Below are 26,286 nucleotides of genomic sequence, written 5' to 3' on the forward strand. Positions count from 1 at the left end.
GGTCCGTGGCGGCAAAGCGCTGGTCGGGACCGACGAGGATGGTTGGTACGAGTGTCTCCTGAGCAGGCATGACTCGTCATGCCCGTCATGGACCCTTTTAACACACTCGCAATAAAATTACCAGCGCGGATCGGTCAGTCAGGCTGACGCAGATCGGCTTTTTCCCGCAGATTTCCGGCCCTCAGTCACCCGCGCCCGGTTCGGGGGAGAAGAACTGGTCGTATTTGTTCTCGACGCCCTTCATCGCATCCGCGTCGGGCGGGGTCTGGTCCAGCTTGCGCGTGACGTTCGGCCATTGCGCGGAGAAGGTCGTGTTGAGCTCCAGCCACTGCTCCAGCCCGGATTCGGTATCCGGCAGGATCGCCTCGGCCGGGCATTCCGGCTCGCACACGCCACAGTCGATGCATTCGCTGGGGTTGATGACGAGCATGTTCTCGCCCTCATAGAAGCAATCGACCGGACACACCTCCACGCAGTCCATATACTTGCAGCGGATGCAGGCATCGGTGACGACGTAGGTCATGCGGGTTCCTTGCGGCCTTATAGCGCGACCTCACGCGAGGCCGGGTATGAACGCGAGGCTGCTATGCCCCGTTCCCCTCCACGTCAATCGATAGGGGGCGATTGCGATACGTTTGCGACCAGCTCCTGGTAGCAGGCCTGCGCTTCCGGGGCGGGGCCGCGCCGCGTCGGCAGCGCCTCGACCCGCAACACCCGGACGCGGTTGCCGTCTGCAAAGGTCAGGATATTGCCGATCCGCACCGGCGCCGCGCTGCGGTCGACGACGCGGCCGTCGATCCGCATGCGGCCGTCGCAGGCGATCTCCTGCGCGCGTTGCCGCGTCTTGGCGATCCGCACGAACCACAGGAAGCGGTCGAGCCGCATGCTCGGTTCAGCCATGGCGGTTCCAGCCCGCCAGCGCCGCGAACGCCCCGGTCGGCGGCGGCGCGGGTCGTTCGTCGCGCCTGGGCGGACGGCGGCCGTGCCAGACCCAGGCCGGCGCCGCCTGGCCGTCGCCGCGGATCGTGCGGAAGCCGAGTTCCGCCATCAGCCGCTCGAACGTCGCCGGCTCGACCCCCATCGAGGTCGCCAGCGTCGGATCGGGTGCGAACGGCTTGCGGCCCTGGCGCGCGTCATGCGCCGCACGCGCGATCCGCTCGATCAGGTCGACGCGCACCGCCTGCGCCGCCAGCGGCCGGAACCCGGTGGCGAGCGTCGCCCCCGGCGCACCGCGCGGCAGCACGCTGGCGCCCTCGCGCGGCAGCGGCGGCACCGCGCCGCGGATCGCCAGCAGCGCCTGCCGCCAGCGCGCCGCGCCCGGCTTGAGCAGCCGCGGATCGAACAGGTCGAGCGCACCGATCGTGATGCCGATCCGCCGCAACCGCTTGCGTTCGTCCTGATCAAGCGCGTCGAGCGGGTCGCGCAGGGCCAGCCGCGCGAACAGCCCGCCCGCCGCCTCCAGCTCGCCCGCGACGACGCGCAGCGCCGGCGTCGCCTGCGGATCGCGCGCCGCTTCCGCCAGTGCGGCCAGCGCCGGCACCTGCCGCGCCATCGCCGCCGCCAGCCAGTGCGCCAGCCGCGCCTGCACGGCCTCGCGCTGGCCCTTGTTCAGGCAATCGAGGTCGCGGTCCAGCTTCACCTGCGGCCGCGCCAGCGACGGCCCCGGCGTCAATTGCGCCACCGCATGCCCGCCCCACACGATCCGCGGCCCGTCGAGCACGAACGCCGCATCCTCCGCCGCGACCAGCGCCTCGGCGCGCCGCGTGCGTTCGCCGGCCAGCCGCTTCTCCGCCGCGGCGAGCAGCAGCCGGCGGTCGCCCGCCCGCGCCGCCGGATCGACGGTGAAGCGGAATCCGTCCAGCCGCCCGATCGGATGATCCTCGACCAGCACCTCGCCCTCCGCACCGATCACCACCGGCAACAGGCTGGCGTCCGCGCCGATCTGGCGGATCAGCGCGGTGGTGCGCTTGTCGACGAAGCGCTGCGTCAGGCTGGCGTGGAGGCCGTCGGACAGCCGCTCCTCGATCTGGCGGGTGCGTTCGGCGCCGTGCGCGGGGTCGGCGAGCCAGTCGGGCCGCTGCGCGATATAGGCCCAGCTGCGGATCGCGGCGATGCGGCCGGCGATCGTCTCGACATCGCCTGCGATCGTGTCGAGCCGCGACACCTCGTCGGCGAACCACTGGTTCGGCACCACCCCGCGCCCTTCGGACAGATAGCCGAACACGCGGCTGACGAAGCGCGCATGCGGGTCGATCCCCAGCTTGCGGAAATCGGGCAGGCCGCACGCCGCCCACAACCGCTTGACCATCGCCGGCGAGCGCGCCCGGTCGCGCACCCATTGCTCGTCCGCCAGCCGCTTCAGCACCGCAAGGTCGGTCGATTGCGGCGCGGCGAGCAGCACGCCCGGTGCGGGGCGCCGCTCGAGGCTGGCGATCAGCGCGTCCACGCTGGCATAATCGGGTTCGCCGTTGCGCCAGTAGAGGTGCTCGATCCGCGGAAAGCGATGCTCCTCGATCGCGAACACCTCCTCGGGCAGGAACGCGCCCGGCCCTTCCTCGACCACCCCGCCAAAGGTGCCGTCGCGCTGGTGGCGCCCGGCGCGGCCGGCGATCTGCGCCATTTCCGCCACCGTCAGCCGGCGGTTGCGCCGTCCGTCGAACTTGTGGAGCCCGGCGAAGGCGACATGCGCGACGTCCATGTTCAGCCCCATGCCGATCGCGTCGGTCGCGACGAGGTAGTCGACCTCGCCTGCCTGGAACATCGCGACCTGCGCGTTGCGGGTGCGCGGGGAGAGCGCGCCCATCACCACCGCCGCACCACCGCGCAGCCGCCGCAGCATCTCGGCGACGGCATAGACCTCCTCGGCGCTGAACGCGACGATCGCGGATCGCTTGGGCAGGCGGCTGATCTTTTTCGCGCCCGCATAGGTCAGCTTCGAAAAGCGCGGGCGGCCGACGATCTCGGCATCGGGCACCAGATCGCGGATCATCGGCCGCAGCGCCTCCGATCCCAGGATCATCGTCTCCTCGCGCCCGCGCCGCCGCAGCAGCCGGTCGGTAAAGACATGGCCGCGCTCGGCATCGGTCCCCAGCTGCGCCTCGTCCAGCGCGACGAAGGCGGCATCTTGCTCCGGCATCGATTCGGCGGTGCACAGGAACCAGCGCGCGTTCGGCGGCATGATCTTCTCTTCGCCGGTGACCAGCGCGACCTGCTCCGGCCCCTTCAGCCGGACGACGCGATCATAGACCTCGCGCGCGAGCAGCCGCAGCGGAAAGCCCATGATCCCGCTCGAATGGGCGCACATCCGTTCGACGGCGAGATGCGTCTTCCCGGTATTGGTCGGCCCGAGGACCGCGGTGACCGCCGCTTTCATGACGCCAACATCGGGTCTGCCGCCGCCGGACGCAATGCGTTGAATCAACACGTTCGTCGCAGGCTGGCCGGATTGGTTCACGCGGAGACGCGGAGACGCGGAGAGTTGCGTTCGGCGCAGCCGTATCATCCGATCACGCCGGCAGCGGGCAACGCCGGTGTCGGGGAAGCAGGCCTCCGGCCCGGAGCGTAACCCCCTCCGCGTCTCCGCGTCTCCGCGCGAACCCCCTTCTTTCTTCCCGTCGCGCCTTTGCGTGAACCCAACCAACCCGACCAATCGCCGCACCGACAAAACGCCCCGTCGCAGCGTAACCCACCGGCCCCTCCGGTTAATTTGACTTTAGATATTGTCCCCCACAACGCTGCAACCCAGCGCCGGGGGGAAGACGGCGGGTAACGAAGAGGCGCCGTCCGCGTGTTCCTGCGTAACGATCAGGGTCTGGAGCTGGCCGGCGGCGGTGCCGCGCGGGGCCTCGGCGCGCGCCCGTTCGGCCGCGCGCCCGCGGCCAGGCCCGACCTCGGCCGTATCGACCGGCTGCGCGGTGCCGCCGCGGCGATCGACTGGGCACCCGATCTCGGCGCGCAAATCGGCAGCCGCGACTGGTGGCGCGGCGTCGCCACCGTCACCGTTCTGTGCGGCGCCGTCTGGGCGCTGGCGCCCGGCCTGCCGCCGCTGGTCGGCGCCACCCCCGCGCCGCTCGACGGCATCGCCTGGGAGGAAGCGCGCGGACAGGCGATCGCCCCGCTCGCCTGGGGCGGCGACACCGGCCGGCGGATGGCGGCGAACGACCTCGTCGCGCCGCTCGCCGAGGCGCCCGAACGCCCGATCGTCGATCTCAGCGCGACGCTGGGCGAGGGCGACGATCTCGACCATGTCCTGCTGCGCGCCGGCGTCGGCCGCGGCGATGCGCGCGCCGCCGCCGGTCTGGTCGCGCAGGCGGTGTCGCTGGGCGACATCAAACCCGGCACCCGCATCGCGCTGACGCTCGGCCGTCGCCCGGCCAAGACGGTGGCGCGCCCGCTCGACAAGCTCGCGCTGCGCGCCCGGTTCGACCTTGCGCTCAGCCTCGACCGCGTCGGCAACGGGCTGGTGATGACGCGCCAGCCGATCGCGATCGACGCGACGCCGCTGCGCATCCAGGGCCTCGTCGGCTCCAGCCTCTACCGCTCCGCGCGAGCGGCGGGCGCCCCCGCGCGTGTCGTCGAAAGCTATATCAAGGCGCTGGCGACCCGGCTGTCGATCGGGCGCGACGTCACCGCCGCCGACAGTTTCGACCTGATCGTCGAACAGCAACGTGCCGCCACCGGCGAAACCCGGGTCGGCGACCTGCTGTTCGCGGGGATCGACCAGGGCCGCCGCAAGGTGCAGCTGGTCCGCTGGGACGATGCGGGCAAGGCGGCGTGGTTCGACGCCAGCGGGCAGAGCGAACGCCGCGGCTTCATGGGCATGCCCGTCGCCGGCCGCATCACCTCGTCGTTCGGCTATCGCATGCATCCGCTGCTCGGCTATCTGAAGATGCACAAGGGGCTCGACATCGCCGCTCCTTATGGTTCGCCGATCTATGCGGCGCTCGACGGGGTCGTGCAGGGCGCGGGGCGCTCGGGCGGCTACGGCAATTTCGTCAAGCTGGTGCACGGCGGCGGCCTCGCCAGCGGCTATGGCCATATGAGCCGCATCGCGGTGGCGCGCGGCGCGCACGTCCGGCAGGGACAGGTGATCGGCTATGTCGGGTCGACCGGCATGTCGACCGGGCCGCATCTGCACTGGGAGGTCTGGCGCAACGGCCAGACGATCAACCCGCGCTCGATCAGCTTCGCCAGCGTCGCGGCGCTGTCGGGCGAATCGCTGCGCCGCTTCAAGGCGCGGGTGTCGGGCCTGCTCGCGGTGAAGGTCGGCCACGGCGGCTGACCGCGGGCGGGCGTGCTGTATGGGCGGTGTGTCAGGCCCTTGACCGCGCAGGCGAAACCACCGCTGCCTGTCCTACGGACGAGATGCGCCGGGATCGAATCCGCACTGTCTCTTGCTCACGAGAAATCGAAACGATCGCCCTGGATCGTTTTCTCACGCGTGTTGATGGCGTCCGAGTTGATCCGGGTTACCGGCCCTGCGCGCGCCACCGCATGATCGTGCGCTGGATGATCGCATCCTCGCCGCCGACGTCGCGCCACAGGGTGGAGAATAGCGGATCGCCCGAGGCCGGCCGCTTGCTCTCGTCGAGCCCGTCGAAGCTCACCCGGATCGGCACCGCGACGCCTTCGCCGCAGATGATGCATTCGCGGTTGCGCAGGGCCGGGATCGCATCGAGAAACCCGCGCGCGCCCTCGGGCATCGCCGCGCGCACGAACGCCTGGTCGCGTTCGTTGTTGAGGCGCATCGCGATGATCGTGCCGCATTGCGACAGCACGCCTTCCTCCAGATCGGACGGCCGCTGCGTGATGAGGCCCAGGCTGACGCCGTATTTGCGCCCTTCCTTGGCGATCCGGCTGAGGATGCGGCCGACCGAGGCGCTGCGCCCCTCGGTCCTGGCGCTGCTCGGGATATAGCGGTGCGCCTCCTCGCAGACGAGCAGGATCGGCCGCTGCGGTTCGTTGCGCGACCAGATCGCGAAGTCGAACGTCATCCGGCTCAACACCGCGACGACCACCGAGGTGATCTCCGACGGTACGCCCGAGACGTCGACGATCGAGATCGGCCGCCCGTCGCCCGGCATGCGAAAGATGCGGGCGAGGAAATCGGCCATCGTGTCCGCGACCAGCATGCCGGAAAACATGAAGCCGTAGCGCGGATCGGCCTTGATCTCGTCGATCCGGGTCTTGAGGCGCAGATAGGGCGCGGTGTCCCCCGCCCGGTCCATCTTGCCCATCTCGAGGTTGATGAGGTTGGTGAGGTCGCTGAGCAGATAGGGGATCGGTGCGTCGACGGTCAGCTTGGCGATCTCCTGCCCCAGCCGGTTCTTGGCGCGCGCCATCAGCAGGCATTTGGCGAGGATGTCGGCATCCTTCTGCCGCTCCGCCCCGCTGGAGGTGACGAAGACCTCGCAATGCTCCTCGAAGTTCATCAGCCAGTACGGCATCTGCAGGTTGTTGACGTCGTAGATCGCGCCGTTGCCGCGGAACGCCGCGGCATATTCGCCATGCGGGTCGATCATCACGACATGGCCCTGCGGCGCCAGTTCGCAGATGCGGTGGAGGATCAGCGCGGCGCTGGTCGACTTGCCGGTGCCGGTCGATCCGACCAGCGCGAAATGCTTGCCGAGCATCGCATCGACGTACAGCGACGCGCGCACGTCGCGGGTCGGGTAGACGGTGCCGATCTGGATATGCGGCTGGTCGGCGGCCGAATAGATCTGCTTCAGGTCGATCGTCGCGATCGGAAATACCTCGCAGCCGGGCAGCGGATAGCGCGTCACGCCGCGGCGGAAATTGTACAGCTTGCCGGTCAGCCGCTCCTCGTCGCCCTCGCCCAGGAAATCGATGTCGGCGGCGATCCAGTCGCTCTGGCCGTCCTGTAACGCGAGGCTGCGGATGTTGGCGATCAGCCAGGATCCGCCGACGCGCATCTTGATCTGTCCGCCGACCTGCCCGGCGGCGGCGACGACCGGGTCGGCATCCTGCGCGACGAGGTCGAGCGCGTGGCGGTCGAACAGCACGCGGCTGCTGCCGCCGGCGACCGCCAGCACGCAACCGACCGGCGTCGGGCCGAGGTTCAGCCCGGCGATCTGCCCCGCAGCGATAGGCGTCGCGCCTGCAAACGCACCCGGCACCGGCATATCGGTCATCACGGCAGATTCCTGTCCATAGACGCCGGGATCTAGGCGGGAGCGGTTAAGATACCGTCAGCGCAGGACTAAAGCCGGCGGGCGATCCAGCCGGCCGCCAGCCCCAGCCCGACCGACAGCGCGACCGCGACGAGGCCGTAGGCGATCGAATCGCGGTCCGCCGCCCGTGCGACGAATCGCTCGAAGCCCGATTTGCGGATGTCGATGTCGCGTACCGCGGCGGCGAGCACGCGGCCGTCGCGGATCAGGAACGTTTCCGCGGTGAACCGCCCGACCGGCACACGCGCCGGGATCGTCAGCCGCGCGCGGTAGAGCACGCCATCGGTGATCTCGACCGCATGCGGTGCCTCGACGTACAGCCCGGTGCGCCGCTTCAGCGCGACCAGCCCCTGCTGGAACCGATGCTCGACCGCGCTGATCGCGCTGGAACCGGGCGACAATTGCAGGCTGTCGAGCCCCAGTTCGTAGATCGCGCTCGTCCGCTCGTCGACGATCCGCCCGATCGGCCGCGACGACGCCAGCGCATAGAAACTCGGCACCGAGCTGTAGCGCTGATGCTCGGCATTGACCCAGATCCCGGCGACCTTCTGCTTCTCGCGCACCAGCACCGGCTGCGTCGGCCCCTTGACGACGACGACGATGTCGGTCGGCGCCTCGCCGCGCGGCAGCCGCCCGCCGGGGTAGAGGATCGCCCCGAACAGCAGCAGCTCGGCACCGGTGAAGCTGTAGGCGATCTCGATATCGCGCTGCGACACGTCGGGAACGAGCACCGGTTTCGGCGCCTGCGCCATCAATAGCGGCGCGAGCAGCAGGACGGCCGTCCGCGTCACGTCAGCTCGACCGTGAAGATGTCCTCGGGGCGCCAGACGAGGCCGAGCAGGATGCGCAATCCGACCAGCAGCACCATGACGGCGAGCGCGAGGCGGAGATATTCGGGCTTCACCTTGGTCGCGAAGCGCGCGCCGAGCTGCGCGCCGATCACCGATCCGATCAGCAGCAGGCCGGCGAGGACGATGTCGACCGCCTTGGTGGTCGTCGCGTGGACCATGGTCGCCACCGCGGTGACGAACAGCGTCTGGAACAGCGAGGTGCCGACGACGACGCTGGTCGCCATGCCGAGCAGGTAGATCATCGCAGGCACGAGGATGAAGCCGCCGCCGATGCCGAGCAGGATGGTGAGGATGCCCGTGCCGAAGCCCAGCAGCAGCGGCGCGAGCGGCGAGATGTAGAGCCCGGAGGCGTAGAAGCGCGTGCGCAGCGGTAGCGCGGCGACCAGCGGATGGTGGCGGCGCTTGCGTGGCCGGGCGACGCGCCGTCCGCGCGACACGCCGATCGCGGCGATCGATTCGCGCGCCATCAGCGTGCCGATCGACCCGAGCATGACGACATAGACGACGCCGATCACTGTATCGATCTGTCCGCTCGCCTGGAGCAGGCGGAATATCCATGCGCCCGCGAAGCTGCCGACGATCCCGCCGGCGACCAGCACGCCGCCCATCTTGGTATCGACGCCGTTGCGATGGAAATGCGCGATCACCCCCGACACGCTCGCCCCCGTCACCTGGCTCGCCGACGAGGCGGCGGCGACGGTCGGCGGGATGCCGTAGATGATGAGCAACGGCGTCGTCAGGAACCCGCCGCCGACCCCGAACATCCCCGATAGCAGCCCGACGCCGCCACCCAGCAGGATGATGACCAGCGCATTGACCGACAGGTTGGCGATGGGAAGGTACAGGTCCACGGGGCAGCGTTATAGGCCGCTGGCGGCGACCGGCTAGGCCGATGATGATCTTAAGGCCGATCGACATTCCGATGATGACGTGCCGAAAACGGTGGTTTTGCGTGACCGCGAGCGCAGCATACTTTCGGTAGGTGAGCACCGGAAGCCCGCGAAACCGCCGTTTGCAGGCCGTCAGGGCTGCATGGCGATCGGTCCTAGAAGTTGGTGCCGAGCGACAGCGCCGGTCCCGAACCCGGGCGCGCATCCCCGGCGATCCGTTCGCGCCAGTCGGCGGTCAGGCGGAACGCGGTACGGCCGACCGGCACGACGACGCCCACGGAAGGCCCGACGTCGAGCCGCGCCGCGCCACGCTGCGCGCCGCCCCACAGCCCCGCGCCGACGTCGAGGCGCAGCGTCCCGATCCGCCCGAGCGGATGCGCCACGCGCACCGCGCCATCGGCAAAGGCCTCGCCGCCATCGCGCGCGATCACGCCGGCCTGACCGTATCCCTCCAACTGGACGCCGCGCACGACCTCCGCCGGACCGTAGCCGCCGACGATTCCGAGGGTCGGCCCGCCGCGCCCGCCATCCAGCGCGATGCGATGTTCGGCGATGACGTGGACCGGCGCCCGCGTCGGTTGCCAGTCGAACCCTATCGCCGCTTCCCTGCCGCGGCCCGACAGCGGCGCCGACATCCGCGCGGCGAGCGCGAGGCGGCGGCGGGTGCCGAGCGCATAGGTGATCCGCGCGCCGGCCTGCGATCCGCCGAGCTGGCTGTTCGACACGCCGGTCGCGGCGCCGTCGCGTGCGATCAGCCACGCGCTGCCGGCAAGCCGCCCGCCGGTCCGCCTGACCGGCGGCGGCAGGACCGCGGGCGACAGCAGCGGCGCCGGCATCGCCGCAGGGGCGGGGTCCTGATGCCGCTCCGGCTCCCGCACCGTCGCCTGCGCGGACCCGGGCGGCGCCGGCGGACGGACGAACTGATGCGATGCGGCGGCGATCGGCACCGCGACCATGGCGTGCGCGGGCACGACGGGCACGACGAACGACCGGGCGGCCGCTGCAGCTTTCGGCACGCCGATCGCCGCGGCGAGGTCTTCGATCGGCCCGCTCACGGCCCCGGCCCCGGGCACGTCCCCGCTGCGTCGATAGAGGTCGAGGCTGCGCGCGGACGACCAGCCGCACAGCAGGATCACCAGAAAGCGTAACGGCCTCCCGCCCCTCACGCGGTCGCGGACCTCCGGGGATTGACCAGATCGGGAAAGACGTGCGCCGTCTTGTCCCAGACCAGCGTCTCGCCGCGGAGCAGTTTGAGATAACGGTGCAACGCCCGCGGCGCGGCGATCAGCGAAACGAGGTTGCCGATGAAGAATCGCGGCAGCGACCAGCATGCTTCGGACCGGCCATATGCGCGTGCGGTGCAGACGATCCGCATCATCAATCGCCAGCCGAGCAGCAGCGAGGTCGTGAGCAGCAGCCAGTCCGCCAGCCGGTCGTCCGCCGGCGGCAGCGATCGCAGCCAGCGCCACCCCGCCGCCAGCGGCCACAGCACCACCGCGGCATAGGCGACGGCGAGCACCAGCACCGATACGAGCGCCCGGCGGTCGCGCATCCGCATCCAGTGATCGGCCAGCGCGCCGGTTTCCCCCCAGCCGGTCCGGTCCCACCCCGCGAGCGCGATTCCCGTCATCCAGCGCGCCTTCTGCCGGGTCGCGGTGGTCAGGGTATCGGGGAAATAGGCCCGCACCGCGACGAGGCTGCCGTCACGGGAATCACGGACGCGGGCAAAGCGGCTGGCCCCGCCCCGCGCCGCGACGTGCAGCCCCAGTTCGTAATCCTCCGTCAGGCTGCTCGCGTCGAAGGGCGATCCGCCGCGTTCGGCGGCGATACCGGCGAGCATCGCCGTCGCGATCGCGCAGCCGGTCCCGGCGAGCGGCATCGCCGCGCCGAGCAGCGCGCGCACCGGTTGCTGGACGCTGTGCGCATAGGCGAACTCGTCCGCATAATGACCCGACACCAGCGACCCGCGCCGGATCAGCGGCAGCACCGGCAATTGCACCACCGCTTGCCCGCGAATCAGCGAATCGAAGACGATCAGCTCCGCCGGATGCACGACGTCCTCGGCATCGTGCAATACCACCGCCGTCGTCGCCCGCCCCTCCGCCCGATCGTCGCGCACCAGCGCCGCCCATAAGGTGTTGAGACAATCCGCCTTGGTCGTCGGACCGGCGCGCGCGCCGACGATGACGCGGATACGCGCGTCGGTCGCCGCGACCGCCCGCGCCGCGGCGATCGTTCCCGCATCGTTCGGATAGACGCCGACGTAGATCCGATAATCCGGGTGTTCGAACCGCCGGATCGCCGCAGACAGCATTCCGCCGATCACCGCCTGTTCGTCCCAGGCGGCGACGAACACTGCAAAGGTGGCGGGCGTCACCGGCACCGGCAGCGTGTCGGTGCGCAGGCCTCGGTCGTCCCGCCCGAACAGGCGATGCCCGATGAAGCACAGATCGATCAGCAGGTCGTCGATCCCGCCGATCAGCAATCCCGTCGCCGCGAACAGCATCGTTTCCCGCGCGGCCGCGTCCAGGCCCAGCGTCACCACGTCCATGAGCACCCCCGCCCCGTCCGTGACCATCATGTCCGAAACGGATTTAATCGGGCAAGTCGATTCCGCTAAGCGGCGGGCTTCGCGCGGCATTGCCGCGGCGCCGCGCGCCGTCATCGTCGCATCCCTGCCGAATCGGACAGACATGCTGAAGTTCCTGTGCGCGGCGGCACGCGGCATCTGCGCGCTGGATTCGCGGTCACTGGCGGCCTAACCTCGCCGCCGTTACGGGGAGACGGCGGATGCGTGGGGCGATGCGGTGGGCGGTACTGGCCTTGGCCCTCGCGCCGGTGGCGGCGTTCGGCGACAACAGCCCGCAGGTCGTGCTCGCGCAGCCCGGGGTCGGCGGCGCGGCGGGTGCGGTCGAGCGTTATACGATCCGCTTCAACCAGCCGATGGTGCCGCTCGGCGACCCGCGCAGCCCCGCGCCCTTCACCACCGCCTGCGCCGGCACCGGGCGCTGGGTCGATCAGCAGACCTGGGTCTTCGACTTCGCCGCGCCGCTGTCGGGCGATACGACGTGCAGTTTCGACGCGGCCAAGGGGCTGAAGAGCGTCGCCGGCTATGCGCTGAACGGCCGCACCCGCTACACCGTCGATGCCGGCGGCCCCTCGGCGCGGGCGGTGCTGCCGTCGGGCGACGGCGACGAGATCGAGGAGGATCAGGTCTTCCTCGTCGCCGCGACGCTGCCACCGACCCGCGCCTCGGTCGCCGCCAACGCCTATTGCGCGGTCGACGGCATCGGCGAGAAGATCCCGGTCGACGTCCTGCCCGCGGACCTGCCCGGCAGGCTGATCGGCGGGATGGGGACGCGGACCTGGTCGGTGCGCAGCTTCCTTGACAGCGCCGGCCTGCCCGAGGCGATTCCCGAGAAACCCGCCGAGCGGCAGGCGCTCTACGCCGGCGTCACCGCGCTGAAATGCCGCCGCGCGCTGCCGCCCGGCCGCGACATTGCGCTGGTCTGGCCGCAGGGCATCGCGTCGGCCTCCGGCCGCCTCGCCGGCAGCGACCAGCGTTTCGACTATACCGTGCGCAAGCCGTTCGCGGCGCGGTTCGAATGCAGCCGCACCAACCCGCAGGCGGGGTGCAGCCCGGTCCAGCCGGCCTATGTCCGCTTCACCGCGCCGGTGCCGATGAGCCAGGCCGCCGCGATCCGCCTGACGCTGGCGGACGGCAGGCAGATCGCGCCGACCTTCGACGACGACGACCGCAAGAAGGCGACGATCGCCGACGTCACCTTCAAGGCGCCATTGCCCTACGAAACCACGGCCAGGCTGACCCTGCCCGCCGGCCTGAAGGACGAGAGCGGCCGGGCCTTGTCCAACGCCGAACGCTTCCCGCTCGATGTGCGCTTCGACGCCGCGCCCCCGCTGGTGAAGTTCGCCGCCGGCTTCGGCATCCTCGAAGCGACGCAGGGCGGGGTGCTGCCGGTCACCGTGCGCAACGTCGAACCCGCGTTGCAAGGCAAGAGCCTGCCGATCGGCGGGCGGACGCTCAAGGTCGGCGACAGCGACGCGGCGGTCGCCGAATGGCTGCGCACCGTCGATGCCGCCGACGATGCCGACGTCGAGGAGGTCAGGCGCGGCGACGAGGTGATCCGCCGGATCAACCACACCGGCGACCGTTCGATCCTCGGCAATCAGGGCGCCGGCATGACGATCGGCCTGCCCGGCAAGGGTCGCGATTTCGAGGTCGTCGGCATCCCCTTGGGCAAGCCCGGCTTCTACGTCGTCGAACTCGCCAGCCCCGCGCTGGGGCGCGCGCTGCTGGGCCGCAACGCACCACGCTATGTCGCGACCGCGGCGCTGGTCACCGACATGGCGGTGCATTTCAAATGGGGCCGCGAACGCAGCCTCGCCTGGGTGACCTCGCTCGGCTCCGGCAAGCCGGTCGCCAATGCCGCCGTGCAGATCAGCGACAGCTGCACGGGCCGGCTGCTCGCGCGCGGCGCGACCGATCGCAGCGGCGGGCTGATGATCCCCGCGGGCCTGCCCGAACCGGAAACCTATGGCGGCTGCCAGGATGGATCGACCGCGCATCCGCTGATGATCTCGGCGCGCAGCGGCGACGATTTCAGCTTCGCGCTGACCAGCTGGGGCGACGGCATCCGGCCCTATGACTTCGAGCTGCCCTATGGCTATTCCGCCCCGGCCGAGACGTTCCACACCGTCTTCGACCGCGCGCTCGTCCGGCAGGGCGAAACGATCCACATGAAGCATATCGTTCGCCGTCCCAACGGCAGCGGCTTCGCGATCCCCGCCGGCTTCACCGGCACGCTGCGGCTTGCGCACCGCGGGTCGGACACGCAATTCGACCTGCCGCTCAGCATCGACGCGCGCGGGATCGGAGAGACGACATGGACCGCGCCGCAGGGGGCGCCGATGGGCGATTACGACCTGCGCATCGTGCGGGGGGAGGACGTCACCTACACCGACCAGTCGTTCAAGGTCGACGAATACAAACTGCCGACGATGCGCGCGAGCGTCACCGGGCCGAAGGCGGCGGCGGTACGGCCGAAGTCGCTGCCGCTCGACCTCTATGTCGGCTATCTGTCCGGCGGCGGTGCAGGCGGCCTGCCGGTCGACGTCCGCGTCGGCTGGTTCGCGCATGCCGCCACGCCCGAGGGCTATGACGGCTATACCTTCGGGGGAGCGAAGGTGGAGGAGGGCGTCAGGCCGATGAACGGCGATGGCGACGATCAGCAGACGCCGCTGCCGCCGACCCAGACGCTACCGGTGACGCTGGGCGCGGGCGGTACGGCGCGGACGAGCGTCGACGTGCCCGCGCTCGACGGCCTTGCCGACATGCGCGTCGAGATGGATTATCAGGACGCCAACGGCGAGGTGCTGACCGCCAGCCGCAACGTGCCGATCTTCGCCTCCGCGGTGCAGCTGGGCGTCAGGACCGACGGCTGGCTGATGAAGCAGGACGATTTGCGCCTGCGCTTCGTCGCGCTCGACACCGACGGCAAGCCGATCAGGAACCAGACGATCAGCGTGGCGCTCTACAGCCGCCAGATCCTCACCGCCCGGCGGCGGCTGATCGGCGGCTTCTACGCCTATGACAACCAGATGCGCACGACGAAGCTCGGTGCCACCTGCACCGCGACCACCGACGCGCAGGGGCTGGCGCAATGCGCGGTCGATCCCGGCGTCTCGGGCGAGGTCTATGTCGTCGCGACCAGCGCGGATGCGGACGGCCATGTCGCGCGGGCGGTGCGATCGGTGTGGCTGGCGGGCGACAACGCCTGGTGGTTCGGCGGCGACAACGGCGACCGGATGGACGTCGTGCCGGAGCGTAACGCGTACAAGGCGGGCGAGACCGCGCGCTTTCAGGTGCGCATGCCGTTCCGGTCCGCCACCGCGCTGGTGACGGTGGAGCGCGAGGGCGTGCTGTCGAGCTTCGTCACCCAACTCTCCGGCACCAATCCCGTCGTCGAGGTGCCGATGCCGGGCAGCTATGCGCCCGACGTCTATGTCTCGGTGATGGTCGTGCGTGGGCGGATCGAGAGCGGCTGGACCAGCTGGCTGCGCGGGATCGGCCAGAGCCTGGGGCTGGTGAAGGCCGAGCCTGCGCCCGAACCCACCGTGCTGGTCGACCTGTCCAAGCCCGCCTATCGCCTCGGCATCGCCCGGGTGAAGGTCGGCTGGGAGGGACACACGCTCGGCGTGACGGTGAAGGCGGACCGCGAACGGTTCAGCCCGCGCGGCACCGCCAATGTCGCATTGCAGGTCCGCCGCCCCGACGGCAGCCCCGCCGCCAGTGCCGACGTCGCCTTCGCCGCGGTGGACGAGGCACTGTTGCAGCTCGCGCCCAACGCCAGCTGGGACGTGCTGACTGCGATGATGGGCGACCGGCCGCTGTCGGTGCTGACCGCGACCGCGCAGATGCAGGTGGTCGGCAAGCGCCATTACGGCCGCAAGGCGGTAGAGGCCGGCGGTGGCGGCGGCGATGCCGCGGCGGCGCTCAACCGCGAGAATTTCCAGCCGGTGCTGTTGTGGAAGGGCCGCGTCGCGCTCGACGCGCAGGGCCGCGCGCGCCTGTCCGTGCCCCTGTCCGACGCGCTGTCGTCGTTCAAACTGGTCGCGATCGCCACCGATGGCGATGGCCTGTTCGGCACCGGCAGCACCGCGATCCGCACCGCGCAGGACCTGTCGCTCTATGCCGGCCTGCCGCCGCTGGTGCGCAGCGGCGATTGGTATGCGGCGGGCTTCACGCTGCGCAACGGCAGCGATCGGCCGATGACCGTCACCGCCGAGGTCGCGGTCTTCCCCCGCATCGCCCAGGGCAAGCCGCTGACCGTGACGATCCCGGCGGGCGGCGCCGCGCCGGTCGCGTGGAACCTCACCGCACCGCAGGCGAGCGGCACGCTCCGCTGGCAGGTCACCGCGCGCAGCCGGGACGGCAAGGCGACCGATCGCCTGACGGTCAGTCAGGACGTGGTGCCGGCGGTGCCGGTCGAGACATGGGCGGCGGCGCTGACCCGCGTCGGCGACACCAACCTGCCGATCGCCCCGCCCGTCGGGGCGCTGGCGGTACGCGGATCGGTCGACGTGCAGCTCACCGACACGCTCGCGCCGCCGCTCGCCGGCGTACGGCGTTACATGAGCGACTATCCGTACAATTGCTTCGAACAGCAGTTGAGCCGGGTCGTCGCGCTCGGCGATACGGCGCGCTGGGCGGCGCTGGCCGGGGCGATCCCGACCTATCAGGCGCCCGACGGCCTGCTGCGCTACTGGCCGAGCGAATCGCTGGAGGGGTCGGAGGCGCTCACCGCCTATGTCCTGTCGCTGACCAGCGAGGCCGGGTTGCCGTTGCCGCCCGCGCCGCGTGCGCGGATGGTGGAGGGGCTGAAGGCGGTGCTCTACGGCCGCGTCCGCCACGAAACCTACGGCGATCCCCGCCAGCAGCGGCTGGTCGCCTTCGCCGCGCTCGCCCGCGCCGGCGAGGCGACACCGGCGATGCTCGGGCAGGTCGGGCTGGCGGCGCAGGACATGCCGACCGCGCTGCTGAGCGATTACATCGCTGCGCTTGACCGCGTCCCCCTCGCCAACGCTGCTGCGCTGAAGGGACAGGCGGAGGGCGTGCTGCGCAGCCGGCTGGTCTATGAGGGCACGCGGCTCGACCTGTCGGATGCGGCGAACCAGTCGTGGTGGCTGATGTCGTCGGGTGACGAGGCGTCGATCAAGGCGCTGCTGGTGACGCTCGGCCGTCCCGGCTGGCAGGACGAGGCGGCGAGGATGATGGTCGGCGTCGCGCTGCGCCAGTCGCGCGGCCATTGGGACACGACCACCGCCAACGCCTGGGGCGCGGTCGCGGTGCGCAGGTTCGCCGGCCTCCATCCGGCGCAGGCGATCGCCGGCACGACCATCGTGCAACTGGGCGCGACCAGCGTGTCGCGGGCCTGGCCGCTCGCCGCCGAGGCACGGTCGGTCAGCCTGCCGCTGCCTGCCACGGCGACGCCGCTGCTGCTCCGCCAGAGCGGCGGCAGCGGCCCGTGGGCGATGGTGTCGGTTCGCGCTGCGGTGCCGCTCAAGGCGCCGCTGTTCGCCGGCTATCGCGCGACGCGCAGCGTCACCCCCGTGCAGGTGCGCAAGGCCGGGCAGCTCACCCGCGGCGACGTGCTGCGCGTGACGATCACCGTCGATGCCACCGCGGAGCGCAACTGGGTGGTGGTCAACGATCCGATCCCGGCGGGCGCGACGATCATCGGCGACCTCGCCAACCAGTCGCAGATGCTGGGCGAGGGCGGTGCGAATGAAGGCGTCCAGCCCTCCTATGTCGAGCGCGGCAACGACGGCTGGCGCGGCTATTTCGCCTGGGTGCCGCGCGGGCGATTCACGGTGAGCTATGCGGTGCGGCTGAACGGCGCGGGCCGGTTCGGCCTGCCGCCGACGCGGGTCGAGGCGATGTATACGCCGGCGATCCGCGCGCAGGTGCCGAACGCGCCGATGGTGGTGGCGCAGCGGTGAGGGGGGCGGCGTCCTCGCGCGATGACGGACGGCGGCGCCTGATGCGGCGGTGTGCCGCCGGGCAGGATCTCCCCATTACCCGGGGCTTGTTCCGGAGCCTGCTGTCGGGCGGGAGGAGCGATGCGCATCGACGGCGGCGTGCCTCGGTGCGGCGTGGCACCCGGAACACGTCCGGGATGACGATATGTTCAGGGCGGGCGGTGTGGCGGTGCCGCGAGTGTGCCGCCCCGAATCGTTGACGTGGCGTTTCGCTTCACCCCCCGCCGCGCCCTTGCGCTTGTCGGCGTCGTCGCGGTAGCGAGCGGTGCGCTCGATTACGTCACCCGGCCGCCGCCCTTGCCCGACTATGCCGCCGTCCGCAGCCGGTGGCATCCGTCCGAAGCGTGGCTGTACGACCGCCACGGCACGCTGATCGACAGCGCCCGTGTCGACTTCGCCGTGCGCCGGCTCGCCTGGACGCCGCTCGCCGCGATCACTCCCGCCGCGCGCGACACGATCGTCGCCGCGGAGGACCATCGCTTTCCCGACCATGCCGGCGTCGACTGGCTCGCGCTCGGTGGCGCCGCGCGCGACCGGATCGCGCGCCATCGTCCGCGCGGCGCGTCGACGCTGTCGATGCAGCTCGCCGCCTTCCTGTCCCCCGGCCTCGCCCGCCCCGGCGCGCGCGGCTGGTTCGACAAGGTGCGCCAGATCCGTGCCGGCCGCGCGCTCGAGCAGCGGTGGAGCAAGGACCAGATACTCGAAGCATATCTCAACCTCGCCGGCTATCGGGGCGAGGCGCAGGGGATCGGCGCCGCTGCGCTCGGCCTGTTCGGCAAGACGCCGGCCAGCCTGTCGCGCGACGATGCGCTGCTGCTCGCCGCGCTGCTGCCCGATCCGCGCGCCGACGCCGCGACGCTCGCCCGCCGCGCCTGCGCCCTCGCCGGCCGAGGGGATTGCGCGCGCTTTCCCGCCGCCGTCGCGGCGATGCTCGGCCCCGCGCGCAGCCTCGCGCTCGATCCCGGGCTCGCGCCGCACCTGTCCGACCGGCTGCTGACCAAAGCGGGGCTGCGCGTCACCACCACGCTCGACGCCGGGCTGCAACGGCTCGCCGCCGCGGCGCTGCGCCGCCAGCTGCTCGGCCTCGGTGGCACGCGCGCACGCGACGGCGCCGCGGTCGTCGTCGACAATGCCAGCGGCGACGTGCTCGCCTATGTCGGCGGTATCGGCGGCGCCTCCACCGCGCCCGCGGTGGATAATGCCGCGAGCTACCGCCAGGCGGGCTCGACGCTCAAGCCCTTCCTCTACGCGCAGGCGATCGAGCGCCGTTACCTCACCCCCGCCTCGATCCTAGATGATTCGCCGGTGCAGCTCGACACCGCCTCGGGCCTCTACGTCCCCCAGAATTACGATCGCGGCTTCAAGGGGCCGGTATCGGCGCGCACTGCGCTCGCCGGATCGCTCAACGTGCCGGCGGTGCGCACGCTGCTGCTGGTCGGGGTCGAACCGTTCCGCGACCGGCTGTGGGACCTCGGCTATCGCGGGCTGGTCGAGGACGGCGCCTATTATGGTTTCTCGCTCGCATTGGGGTCGGCGGAGGTGACGCTGCTCGAACAGGCCGCCGCCTATCGCGCGCTCGCGCAGGGCGGCCGGTGGAGCCCGTTGCGGCTGACGCGGGACCAGCCCGCCGCGCCGTCCCGCGCGATCGTCTCGCCCGCGGCGGCATGGATCGTCAGTGACATGATCGCCGATCCCAACGCCCGCGCCGCCACCTTCGGCCTCGATTCGGCGTTGCGCCTGCCGTTCTGGGCGGCGGTGAAGACGGGGACGTCGAAGGCGATGCGCGACAATTGGTGCGTCGGCTATTCCGACCGCTTCACCGTCGCGGTCTGGGTCGGCAATGCGGAGGGCGACCCGATGCGCGCGGTGTCGGGCACCAGTGGCGCGGCGCCGGTGTGGCGCGACATCATGATGGCGCTCCACGCCCGCAGCCCCAGCCGCGAGCCCGCGCCGCCGGCGGACGTCGAGGCCGTCCGCATCGCCTTCGCCGACGGCACCGAAGAGCCGCGTCGCGACTGGTTCCTGCGCGGCACCGCGCAGACGCTGATCGCCGCCGCGCCCGCCGCCGCGCGGCGCCCACGCTTCACCACGCCGGTCGCGGGCAGCGTCTATGCGCTCGACCCGGATATCCCGATCGATCGCCAGCGGCTCGGCATCGGCGTCAGCGGCGCGGCGGCGGCGCATCGCGTCCTGCTCGACGCCCGCGACCTCGGGCCGGCGGACCATGCGCCGCTGATCCTGCCCGGGCCCGGCGTGCACCGGCTGCGGCTGGTCGACCTCGCCGGGCGTGTGGTGGACCAGGTGATGTTCACCGTTCGCTGACGCGTCCGTCGTCGTCGCGCGAAAATAGGTGCGACGACCAGAACCATTCCTGCGGCGGCGCGTTTGCCGTCACTGATCCCTTCCCCTTTCGGGATCAGTGCCGGTCCAAGCACGGCACGGCCGCGTCGATGCGTAGCATGCGGCGCGGCCAACCGCGCCGGGGAGCAGCCTTCGCTTAGCGGAAACCCTCTTACGGCGTGTCGCGACCACCGCCGCCGCCGCCCGGACCACCCGCACCCGCCGCGCCGACGGTGCCGATATTGCCGAACAGATCCTCGAAGAAGCCGCGCTTCTTGCCCAGCGTCGGCGTGGTCTTGCCATAGGTGTCGACCTTGGCGATCTGCTCGACGCCGGTGCGCGTCACCGACTTCACCGTGCCGTTGGGATCGAAGCTGATCTTCAGCGTGATCTGGTCCTTGGGCTTGGGCTTCTGGAAATTGAGGTTGCGGCTGTCGCGCGCGACATAATACCAGTCCTCCGCACCGAACTGGCTGGCGATCGTCGGCCGGCCCAGCACCTGCGCCACCGACTGGCGGTTGTCGACGCCCGGCTGCACCGAATTCACCAGATCGGCGTCGATGATATAGCCCTGGTGCGAGCGCAGCGGCGCGCAGGCGCCACTCGCGATGGTCAGCCCGAGGCCGAACAGCAGGCCGGCACGGGCAAAGGATACGCTCATCACTATCTCCAGCGGCATCGGCGCGCATGGTCGATTGCATCGCCCGCCGATCGCCTCGATATGCGAGGAACGGATGAGCATCAAGCGCCGGCTGTCGCCGCGCACAGGACGAGGACGCGACGTGGGTTGGTGGGGACGGTTGTTCGGCGAGAGGCGCGACGAGGCGCTGCCGCTCTATAATGCGGTGGTGACGCGCGGCCGCGCGGAGCATTGGTACGTCGCGGGCGCGGTGCCGGACACGGTCGACGGCCGCTTCGACATGATCGCCGCAGTGCTGGCGATGGTGCTGCTGCGGCTGGAGACGCAGCCCGAGGCGGCGGCGCTGTCGGCGCATCTGACCGAGCGCTTCGTCGACGACATGGACGGGCAGCTGCGCCAGATGGGGATGGGCGACATCGTCGTCGGCAAGCATATCGGCAAGATGATGAGCATGCTCGGCGGGCGGCTGGGCGCCTATCGCGACGGGCTGGCGGCGGGCGACCTGACGCCGGCGCTGGTCCGCAACCTCTACCGCGGCGACGCGCCTGCGCCCGCGGCGAGCGCCCATGTCGCGGCGGCACTCGCAACGCTGCGCACCGACTTGGACGCGATGCCGCTCGACCGGCTCACTGCGGGAGACCTGCCATGACCCCACCCGAATTCAGCCGCCCTGAACGGCTCGACGCGATCGGCGCGGGTGAGCGCGAGGTGCGGATCGCCGCGACCGACGCCGAGCGTGCGGCGCTCGCCGGGCGGTTCGGCGTGCTCTCGGTCGAACGGCTGGAGGCGGTGCTGGCCGTGCGCAAGGAGGCCGCCGGCATCGCCGTGCGCGGCCGGGTGACCGGCGCGGTGGTGCAGGCCTGTTCGGTCACCGGCGTGCCGCTCGACGCGACGATCGACGAGCCGGTCGCGCTGCTGTTCGTCGCGGCGCTCGACGAGCAGGAGGAGATCGAGCTGGACGCGGGCGCGCTCGACACGGTCGAGATCGAGGGCGGCGCGGTTGACCTCGGCGAGGCGGCGGCGGAGACGATGGCGCTGGCGCTCGATCCCTTCCCGCGCAGCCCGCAGGCGGAGGCGGTGCTGCGCGCGGCGGGCGTCGTCAGCGAGGACGAACACCGCCCGCTCGGCGCGCTGCACGGGTTGAAGGCGATGCTGGAGAAGAAATAGGGCTGGAGAAGAAATAGGGCTTTAGCAGAAACAGGCGTCAGCCCGCCCGTCGCGCATCGCCCAAATCGGCGTCGGCGATCCGCCGATCCTCGCGCTGCTCGGTCAGGATCTGCCATCCGGCTATGAACAGCGCCGCGACCAGCGGACCGACGACGATGCCGCTGAGGCCGGCGACCTCGATCCCGCCCAACGTCGTCACCAGCACCAGCCAGTCGGGGATGCCGGTGTCGCGGCCGACCAGGATCGGGCGCAGGATATTGTCGGCGAGCCCGATCACCGCGACGCCCGAGACGATGACCACCACGCCCTGCCACACCGCGCCGGTCGCGAGCAGATAGACGGCGACCGGCACCCAGACGAGCGCCGGCCCAACCGCGGGCAGCAGCGCGACCAGCGCCATCAGCAGGCCCCAGAGCAGTGCCGCGGGGACGCCGACGATCCAGAAGGTGATGGCGCCGAGCGCACCCTGGACGAGCGCGACGACCACCGATCCCTTGATCGTCGCGCGGACGACCGAGACGAACTTGCCGAGCAGCCGGTCGGCGACGTCGCGGTCCAGCGGCAGCGCGTCGCGTAGCGCGGGCGCCAGCTTCTCGCCGTCGCGCAGCAGGAAATAGGTGACGTACAGGCCGACGCCGAACGCGAGCAGGAACGCCGCGGCGTTGCGGCCGATCGACAGCGCCTGGCTGGCGATCGAACGGAAGCTGTTGCGGAAGCCTTCGGCGATCCGCGCCTGCGCCCGGTCGAAGCTACCCAGTCCCGACCGGTCGAGCGGGCGCTGCACCCATTCGGGCAGGCCGTCGTGGACCTGTTGGAAATAGGTCGCGAAATCGATCTGGCCGGTCTGCACCTTGGCATAGACGCCGGCGGTCTGGTCGACGACCATGCCCGCGATCGCCAGCGCCGGGATGATGACCGCGACGAGGATGATGAGCAACGTCGCCGCCGCGGCGGCGTTGCGCCGGCCGGGCCAGCGCTTGAGCAGCCACTGGAACAGCGACTGGAACAGGATCGCCGCGAGCACCGCCCACAGCAGCGCGCCGGCGAAGGACGACACGACCAGCATCAGCCCCAACGTGATGAGCGCCAGGAACAGGATAAGCCCGCCCGATTCGAGCCGTCGTCTGTCGATCACGTCATTCCCCCCTGCGCGCCGATGCGCGTGTCAGAGGACAGAACACACTGGCGCCGTTTCGGGTCCGAAGCCGACATGCTTCCCTCGTGGCGAGGGAAACGCCGCGCTCACTCCTCGTCCGGCCCCAGCGTCGCGTCGAGGTCGCGCGGGCGGATGTAGCGGGTCAGCGTCGCGGCGCCGGTCGCCACCGCATCCCAGCTCTCGCCCGCCAGCGTCATCTCCGCCAGCGTCGCGGTCGGATATTTTTCCTCGACCAGCACGCGCAGGCCGTCCGCCGCCTCCGGCACCAGCATCAGCACCAGATCCTCGAGCCCGGGATTGTGGCCGACCATCAGCACGCGCTCCGCATCGGCGGGCAGTTCGTGCACCACGTCGAGCAGGGTCGCGGCGGAGGCGAGGTAGATGCGGCGTTCCCAGACCGGCGCCAGCTTGCGGCCATAGCCGGCGGTCACCGCGTCCAGCGTCTCGCCGACGCGGATCGCGGGAGAGGCGACGACATGGTCGAATGCCAGCCCCAGCTCGCGCAGGTGGCGGCCGACCGCCTGTGCGGCGCGCTTGCCCTTGGCGTTGAGCGGACGGTCGAAATCGCGGGTCACCGGATCGTCCCAGCCGGACTTGGCGTGGCGCAGCAGCGTCAGCGTCTTCAACCGGCGTCTCCGTGATCGATCGCGAGAGGCGCCTCTTGCCCGATCGTCCGGGAGAAGGAAAGCCGTGCCTGTACCCGCGCCACCGCCTCGTCGAGCGTCACCCGCGTGATCCCCACCCCCGCCGGAAAGGCGGAGAGCAGCCGCGACGGCATCGCCGCGGACAGCATGACGAAGGCGCCGCGATCGTCCGCGCGGCGGATCAGTCGCCCGAACGCCTGCGCCAGCCGCGCCCGCACGATCCGGTCGTCATAGGCGGATCCGCCGCCCGCCAGCCGCCGCGCGGCGTGGAGCACGCTCGGCTTGGGCCAGGGCACGCCCTCCATCACCACCAGCCGCAGCGACGATCCGGGAACGTCGACGCCGTCGCGCAGCGCGTCGGTGCCGAGCAGGCTGGCGGCGGGATCGTCGCGGAAGATATCGACCAGCGTGCCGGTATCGATCGGATCGACATGCTGCGCGTGGAGCGGCAGCCCCTCGCGCGCCAGCCGGTCGGCGATGCGGCCATGCACCCCGCGCAGCCGGCGGATCGCGGTGAACAGCCCCAGCGTGCCGCCACCCGCGGCGAGGATCAGCCGGGCATAGGCGTTGGCGAGCGCGGGCAGGTCGCCACGCTTGACGTCGGTGACGATCAGCACCTCGGCATGCGCGGGATAGTCGAACGGGCTCTTCGCCTCGAACCGCGACGGCGCGCGGGCGAGGTGCGGCGCGCCGACGCGCGCCTCCGCCGTCTCCCACCGTTCGGATTCATCGGCGCCGCCGCCGGTCAGCGTCGCGGAGGTGACCAGCGCGCCATGTGCGGGCTTGAGCACGATTTCGGCGAAGGGCCTCGTCGGATCGAGCCAGTGGCGGTGCAGGCCGATGTCATATTCGCGGCCCTCGACGCGATCGACCGCGAGCCAGTCGACGTGCGCGGGATCGACCGGGCCGCCGACGCGGGCGAGCAGCGACAGCCACGCCGCGACCGTCTCGGCGCGCCAGCCGATCGAGGCGATCGCGCCCTCGACGCGCGCGCGCGCCGGTGCGTCCATCCAGTCGGGCGCCTCGGCCAGCACCGCCTCCAGCCGCCGGCCAAGCGTCACCAGCGGCCGCACCAGCGCATCGAGCGCGGCGGCGGCGGGGGCGGCGGCCTCGATCAGCTCGGGCGTCGGTTCGGCGAGTTCGGTTTCGAGGCCATAGCCGGCATCGCCCGGCTGCTCGGCGCGCGCATAGGTAAGGCCGCGGACGGCGGCGAGCAGATGCTCGATCGGCCCGAACGGCGCGCCCTCCGCGATTCGCCCCAGCCAGCCGTCGGCGGCGAGGTGGCGCGCCGCCTCGACCGCGTCCTGGATCGCGATGCCGCCCTGTTCGTCATAGCTGGCGACGTCCGACAGCCGCGCCTGCAAACCGCGACGGCGGCCGCGTCCGCCGCTTTCGGGACCCAGAATCCAGCGGCGCAGCTCGATCGTCTCCTGCCCGGTCAGCGCGGTGGCGAACATCGAATCGGCAGCTTCGAACAGGTGATGGCCCTCGTCGAAGACGTAGCGGGTCGGGCGGGTCGTGGTTTCGCGACCGCGCGCGGCATTGACCATGACGAGGGCGTGGTTGGCGATCACCACGTCCGCTTCGGCGCTCGCGCGGGCGGCGCGCTCGATGAAGCATTTCCGGTAATGCGGGCAGCCGGCATAGACGCATTCGCCGCGCCGGTCGGTGAGCGCGGCGGGGCCGTTGCGGCGGAACAAGGTGGGGAGCCAGCCGGGCAGGTCGCCGCCGACCATGTCGCCGTCGGCGCTATACGCCGCCCAGCGCGCGACCAGCTGCGCGAGGATCGCGGCACGGCCGGCGAAGCCGCCCTGCAACGCATCCTCGAGGTTGAGCAGGCACAGGTAGTTCTCGCGGCCCTTGCGCGTCACCACCTTCTGCCGGCGCAGCGCGGCGTCCGGATAGACGCGCTCGGTCTCGCGGGAGAGCTGGCGTTGCAGCGCCTTGGTATAGGTGCTGATCCACACCGCGCCGCCGGCGCGCTCCGCCCAGAGCGAGGCGGGGGCGAGATAGCCCAGCGTCTTGCCGATGCCGGTGCCCGCCTCCGCCAGCACGAGATTGGGCGAATCGCGCATCGCCCGCGGTGCGAAGGCATGCGTCGCCGCGGCGGCAAAGGCGCGCTGGCCGAGCCGCTCCTCGGCGCCATGGCCGGTCAGCTCGGCGAGCCGCGCCTCGGCATCGGCGGGCGGGATCACCGCGGTCAGCGGCGCGGGGCGCGGTGCCTGTTCCTCCCATTCGGGCAGCCGGGCGAACAGCCAGCGTTCGTTGACCTGCGGCTTGGCGAGCAACGGCCCGATCGCGGGCGCCCATGGCCAGCGCAGCCGGCCGAGCGATTGCACCGCGGTCCAGGCCCCCTCGCGCTCGGGCCAGTCGCCCGCCGGCACCGCCAGCAAGGCGGCGGCGGCTTCGCGCAGGAAGGCGGCGACATCCTCGTCCTTGTCCGGCGGCGACAGGTCAACGGCGCGGGCAAGGCCGCCCGGCGTCGGCACCGCGAAGCGCGCCGGGTAGAGGAAGGCGAAGAGTTCGAGCAGGTCGAGCCCGGACAGTTCGGGATAGCCCAGCCGTAACCCGACCAGCGGCGCGTTGAGCAGGAACACCGGCGTATCGGCGGCGATGCGGATCGCCTCGCCCCGCCCGATCGGCCGCGTCCCCTCCGCGGTGGCGATCCAGATGCCGCCATGGCTGGCGTGGATGGCGGGATAGGGGATCACGCCGCCTCCTTACCGCGGAACGAACCGGATACGCCAGCGCGATGTCCGGCGGCACATGCGCGCGACATGGACGACAGGAACACCCTAGCGGAAACGGTCGACTCCGGTCATTTCGCTGCCTGTGTCGATCGGCTGGGC

18 protein-coding genes are annotated in these 26,286 nt (G+C 71.2%); 6 read left to right on the forward strand and 12 right to left on the reverse strand.

What is annotated here, in order from left to right; genetic code table 11:
* Positions 1-181: 181 nt before the first annotated feature.
* The 3 genes from fdxA to AC1RTO_RS14550 all read right to left on the reverse strand — a co-directional run bounded on the left by fdxA (position 182) and on the right by AC1RTO_RS14550 (position 3,373).
* On the reverse strand, positions 182-523 hold the full coding sequence (gene fdxA / locus AC1RTO_RS14540) for a ferredoxin FdxA (RefSeq protein ID WP_163957239.1): 342 nt from the start codon (positions 521-523) through the stop codon (positions 182-184).
* A gap of 83 nt (positions 524-606) precedes the next feature.
* Positions 607-900 (reverse strand): RNA-binding S4 domain-containing protein, encoded by a 294-nt coding sequence (locus AC1RTO_RS14545; protein ID WP_293875852.1) that lies wholly within the window; start codon positions 898-900, stop codon positions 607-609.
* A complete protein-coding gene (locus AC1RTO_RS14550; RefSeq protein ID WP_493161509.1) occupies positions 893-3,373 on the reverse strand; it encodes a helicase-related protein in 2,481 nt (826 codons plus the stop codon). The genes AC1RTO_RS14545 and AC1RTO_RS14550 overlap by 8 nt, the downstream gene beginning before the upstream one ends.
* A gap of 414 nt (positions 3,374-3,787) precedes the next feature.
* On the opposite strand from AC1RTO_RS14550, the gene AC1RTO_RS14555 reads away from it, so the two are divergent.
* Positions 3,788-5,281: a M23 family metallopeptidase gene (locus AC1RTO_RS14555; protein ID WP_493161510.1), complete on the forward strand. Its 1,494-nt coding sequence runs from the start codon at positions 3,788-3,790 to the stop codon at positions 5,279-5,281.
* Positions 5,282-5,468: 187 nt separating this feature from the next.
* Here AC1RTO_RS14555 and AC1RTO_RS14560 read toward each other — a convergent pair whose 3' ends face one another.
* From AC1RTO_RS14560 to AC1RTO_RS14580, 5 genes are all read right to left on the reverse strand, one after another.
* A complete protein-coding gene (locus AC1RTO_RS14560; RefSeq protein ID WP_493161511.1) occupies positions 5,469-7,151 on the reverse strand; it encodes an ATP-binding protein in 1,683 nt (560 codons plus the stop codon).
* Between the two features lie 68 nt (positions 7,152-7,219).
* Positions 7,220-7,942 (reverse strand): TIGR02186 family protein, encoded by a 723-nt coding sequence (locus AC1RTO_RS14565; protein ID WP_493161613.1) that lies wholly within the window; start codon positions 7,940-7,942, stop codon positions 7,220-7,222.
* 35 nt (positions 7,943-7,977) lie between these two features.
* Complete coding sequence (locus AC1RTO_RS14570) at positions 7,978-8,892, reverse strand: sulfite exporter TauE/SafE family protein (protein WP_293875848.1); 915 nt, start codon at positions 8,890-8,892, stop codon at positions 7,978-7,980.
* Positions 8,893-9,086: 194 nt separating this feature from the next.
* Positions 9,087-10,067 (reverse strand): hypothetical protein, encoded by a 981-nt coding sequence (locus AC1RTO_RS14575; RefSeq protein ID WP_493161512.1) that lies wholly within the window; start codon positions 10,065-10,067, stop codon positions 9,087-9,089.
* 26 nt (positions 10,068-10,093) lie between these two features.
* Positions 10,094-11,512 carry a glycosyl transferase family protein gene (locus AC1RTO_RS14580; protein WP_493161513.1) on the reverse strand — a complete coding sequence of 473 codons (1,419 nt, stop codon included), beginning with the start codon at positions 11,510-11,512 and terminating at the stop codon, positions 10,094-10,096.
* Between AC1RTO_RS14580 and AC1RTO_RS14585 the strand changes: the two genes are divergently transcribed.
* The 3 genes from AC1RTO_RS14585 (at position 11,502) to pbpC (ending at position 19,812) form a co-directional block, all read left to right on the forward strand.
* Positions 11,502-11,693 carry a hypothetical protein gene (locus AC1RTO_RS14585; protein ID WP_493161514.1) on the forward strand — a complete coding sequence of 64 codons (192 nt, stop codon included), beginning with the start codon at positions 11,502-11,504 and terminating at the stop codon, positions 11,691-11,693. The two genes, AC1RTO_RS14580 and AC1RTO_RS14585, sit on opposite strands and share 11 nt — an antisense overlap.
* A 28-nt stretch (positions 11,694-11,721) precedes the next feature.
* Positions 11,722-17,451, forward strand: coding sequence for an alpha-2-macroglobulin family protein (locus AC1RTO_RS14590; RefSeq protein ID WP_493161515.1), 5,730 nt, complete (start codon positions 11,722-11,724; stop codon positions 17,449-17,451).
* Between the two features lie 240 nt (positions 17,452-17,691).
* A complete protein-coding gene (gene pbpC, locus AC1RTO_RS14595; protein ID WP_493161516.1) occupies positions 17,692-19,812 on the forward strand; it encodes a penicillin-binding protein 1C in 2,121 nt (706 codons plus the stop codon).
* Positions 19,813-20,002: 190 nt separating this feature from the next.
* On the opposite strand, the gene AC1RTO_RS14600 is transcribed toward pbpC, so the two are convergent.
* The gene (locus AC1RTO_RS14600) at positions 20,003-20,491 is read right to left on the reverse strand and encodes an outer membrane protein assembly factor BamE (protein ID WP_293875843.1); all 489 of its coding nucleotides are present in this window, start codon (positions 20,489-20,491) and stop codon (positions 20,003-20,005) included.
* Between the two features lie 73 nt (positions 20,492-20,564).
* Here AC1RTO_RS14600 and AC1RTO_RS14605 point away from each other — a divergent pair, with 73 nt between their 5' ends.
* The gene (locus AC1RTO_RS14605) at positions 20,565-21,119 is read left to right on the forward strand and encodes a ubiquinol-cytochrome C chaperone family protein (protein ID WP_493161517.1); all 555 of its coding nucleotides are present in this window, start codon (positions 20,565-20,567) and stop codon (positions 21,117-21,119) included.
* On the forward strand, positions 21,116-21,637 hold the full coding sequence (locus AC1RTO_RS14610) for a DUF177 domain-containing protein (RefSeq protein ID WP_493161518.1): 522 nt from the start codon (positions 21,116-21,118) through the stop codon (positions 21,635-21,637). Before AC1RTO_RS14605 ends, AC1RTO_RS14610 begins: the two co-directional genes overlap by 4 nt.
* A 37-nt stretch (positions 21,638-21,674) precedes the next feature.
* Here the strand turns inward: AC1RTO_RS14610 and AC1RTO_RS14615 are convergent, their stop codons facing one another.
* The 3 genes from AC1RTO_RS14615 to AC1RTO_RS14625 all read right to left on the reverse strand — a co-directional run bounded on the left by AC1RTO_RS14615 (position 21,675) and on the right by AC1RTO_RS14625 (position 26,148).
* Positions 21,675-22,772 carry an AI-2E family transporter gene (locus tag AC1RTO_RS14615; RefSeq protein ID WP_493161519.1) on the reverse strand — a complete coding sequence of 366 codons (1,098 nt, stop codon included), beginning with the start codon at positions 22,770-22,772 and terminating at the stop codon, positions 21,675-21,677.
* Between the two features lie 107 nt (positions 22,773-22,879).
* Positions 22,880-23,419, reverse strand: a complete 540-nt coding sequence (locus tag AC1RTO_RS14620) for a SixA phosphatase family protein (RefSeq protein ID WP_493161520.1) — start codon at positions 23,417-23,419, stop codon at positions 22,880-22,882.
* Entirely contained in the window at positions 23,416-26,148 is a 2,733-nt protein-coding gene (locus AC1RTO_RS14625) for an ATP-dependent DNA helicase (RefSeq protein ID WP_493161521.1), read from the reverse strand. Before AC1RTO_RS14625 ends, AC1RTO_RS14620 begins: the two co-directional genes overlap by 4 nt.
* Positions 26,149-26,286 lie beyond the last annotated feature (138 nt).

This window comes from Sphingomonas sp. GW821-FHT10F09 (assembly GCF_058809195.1).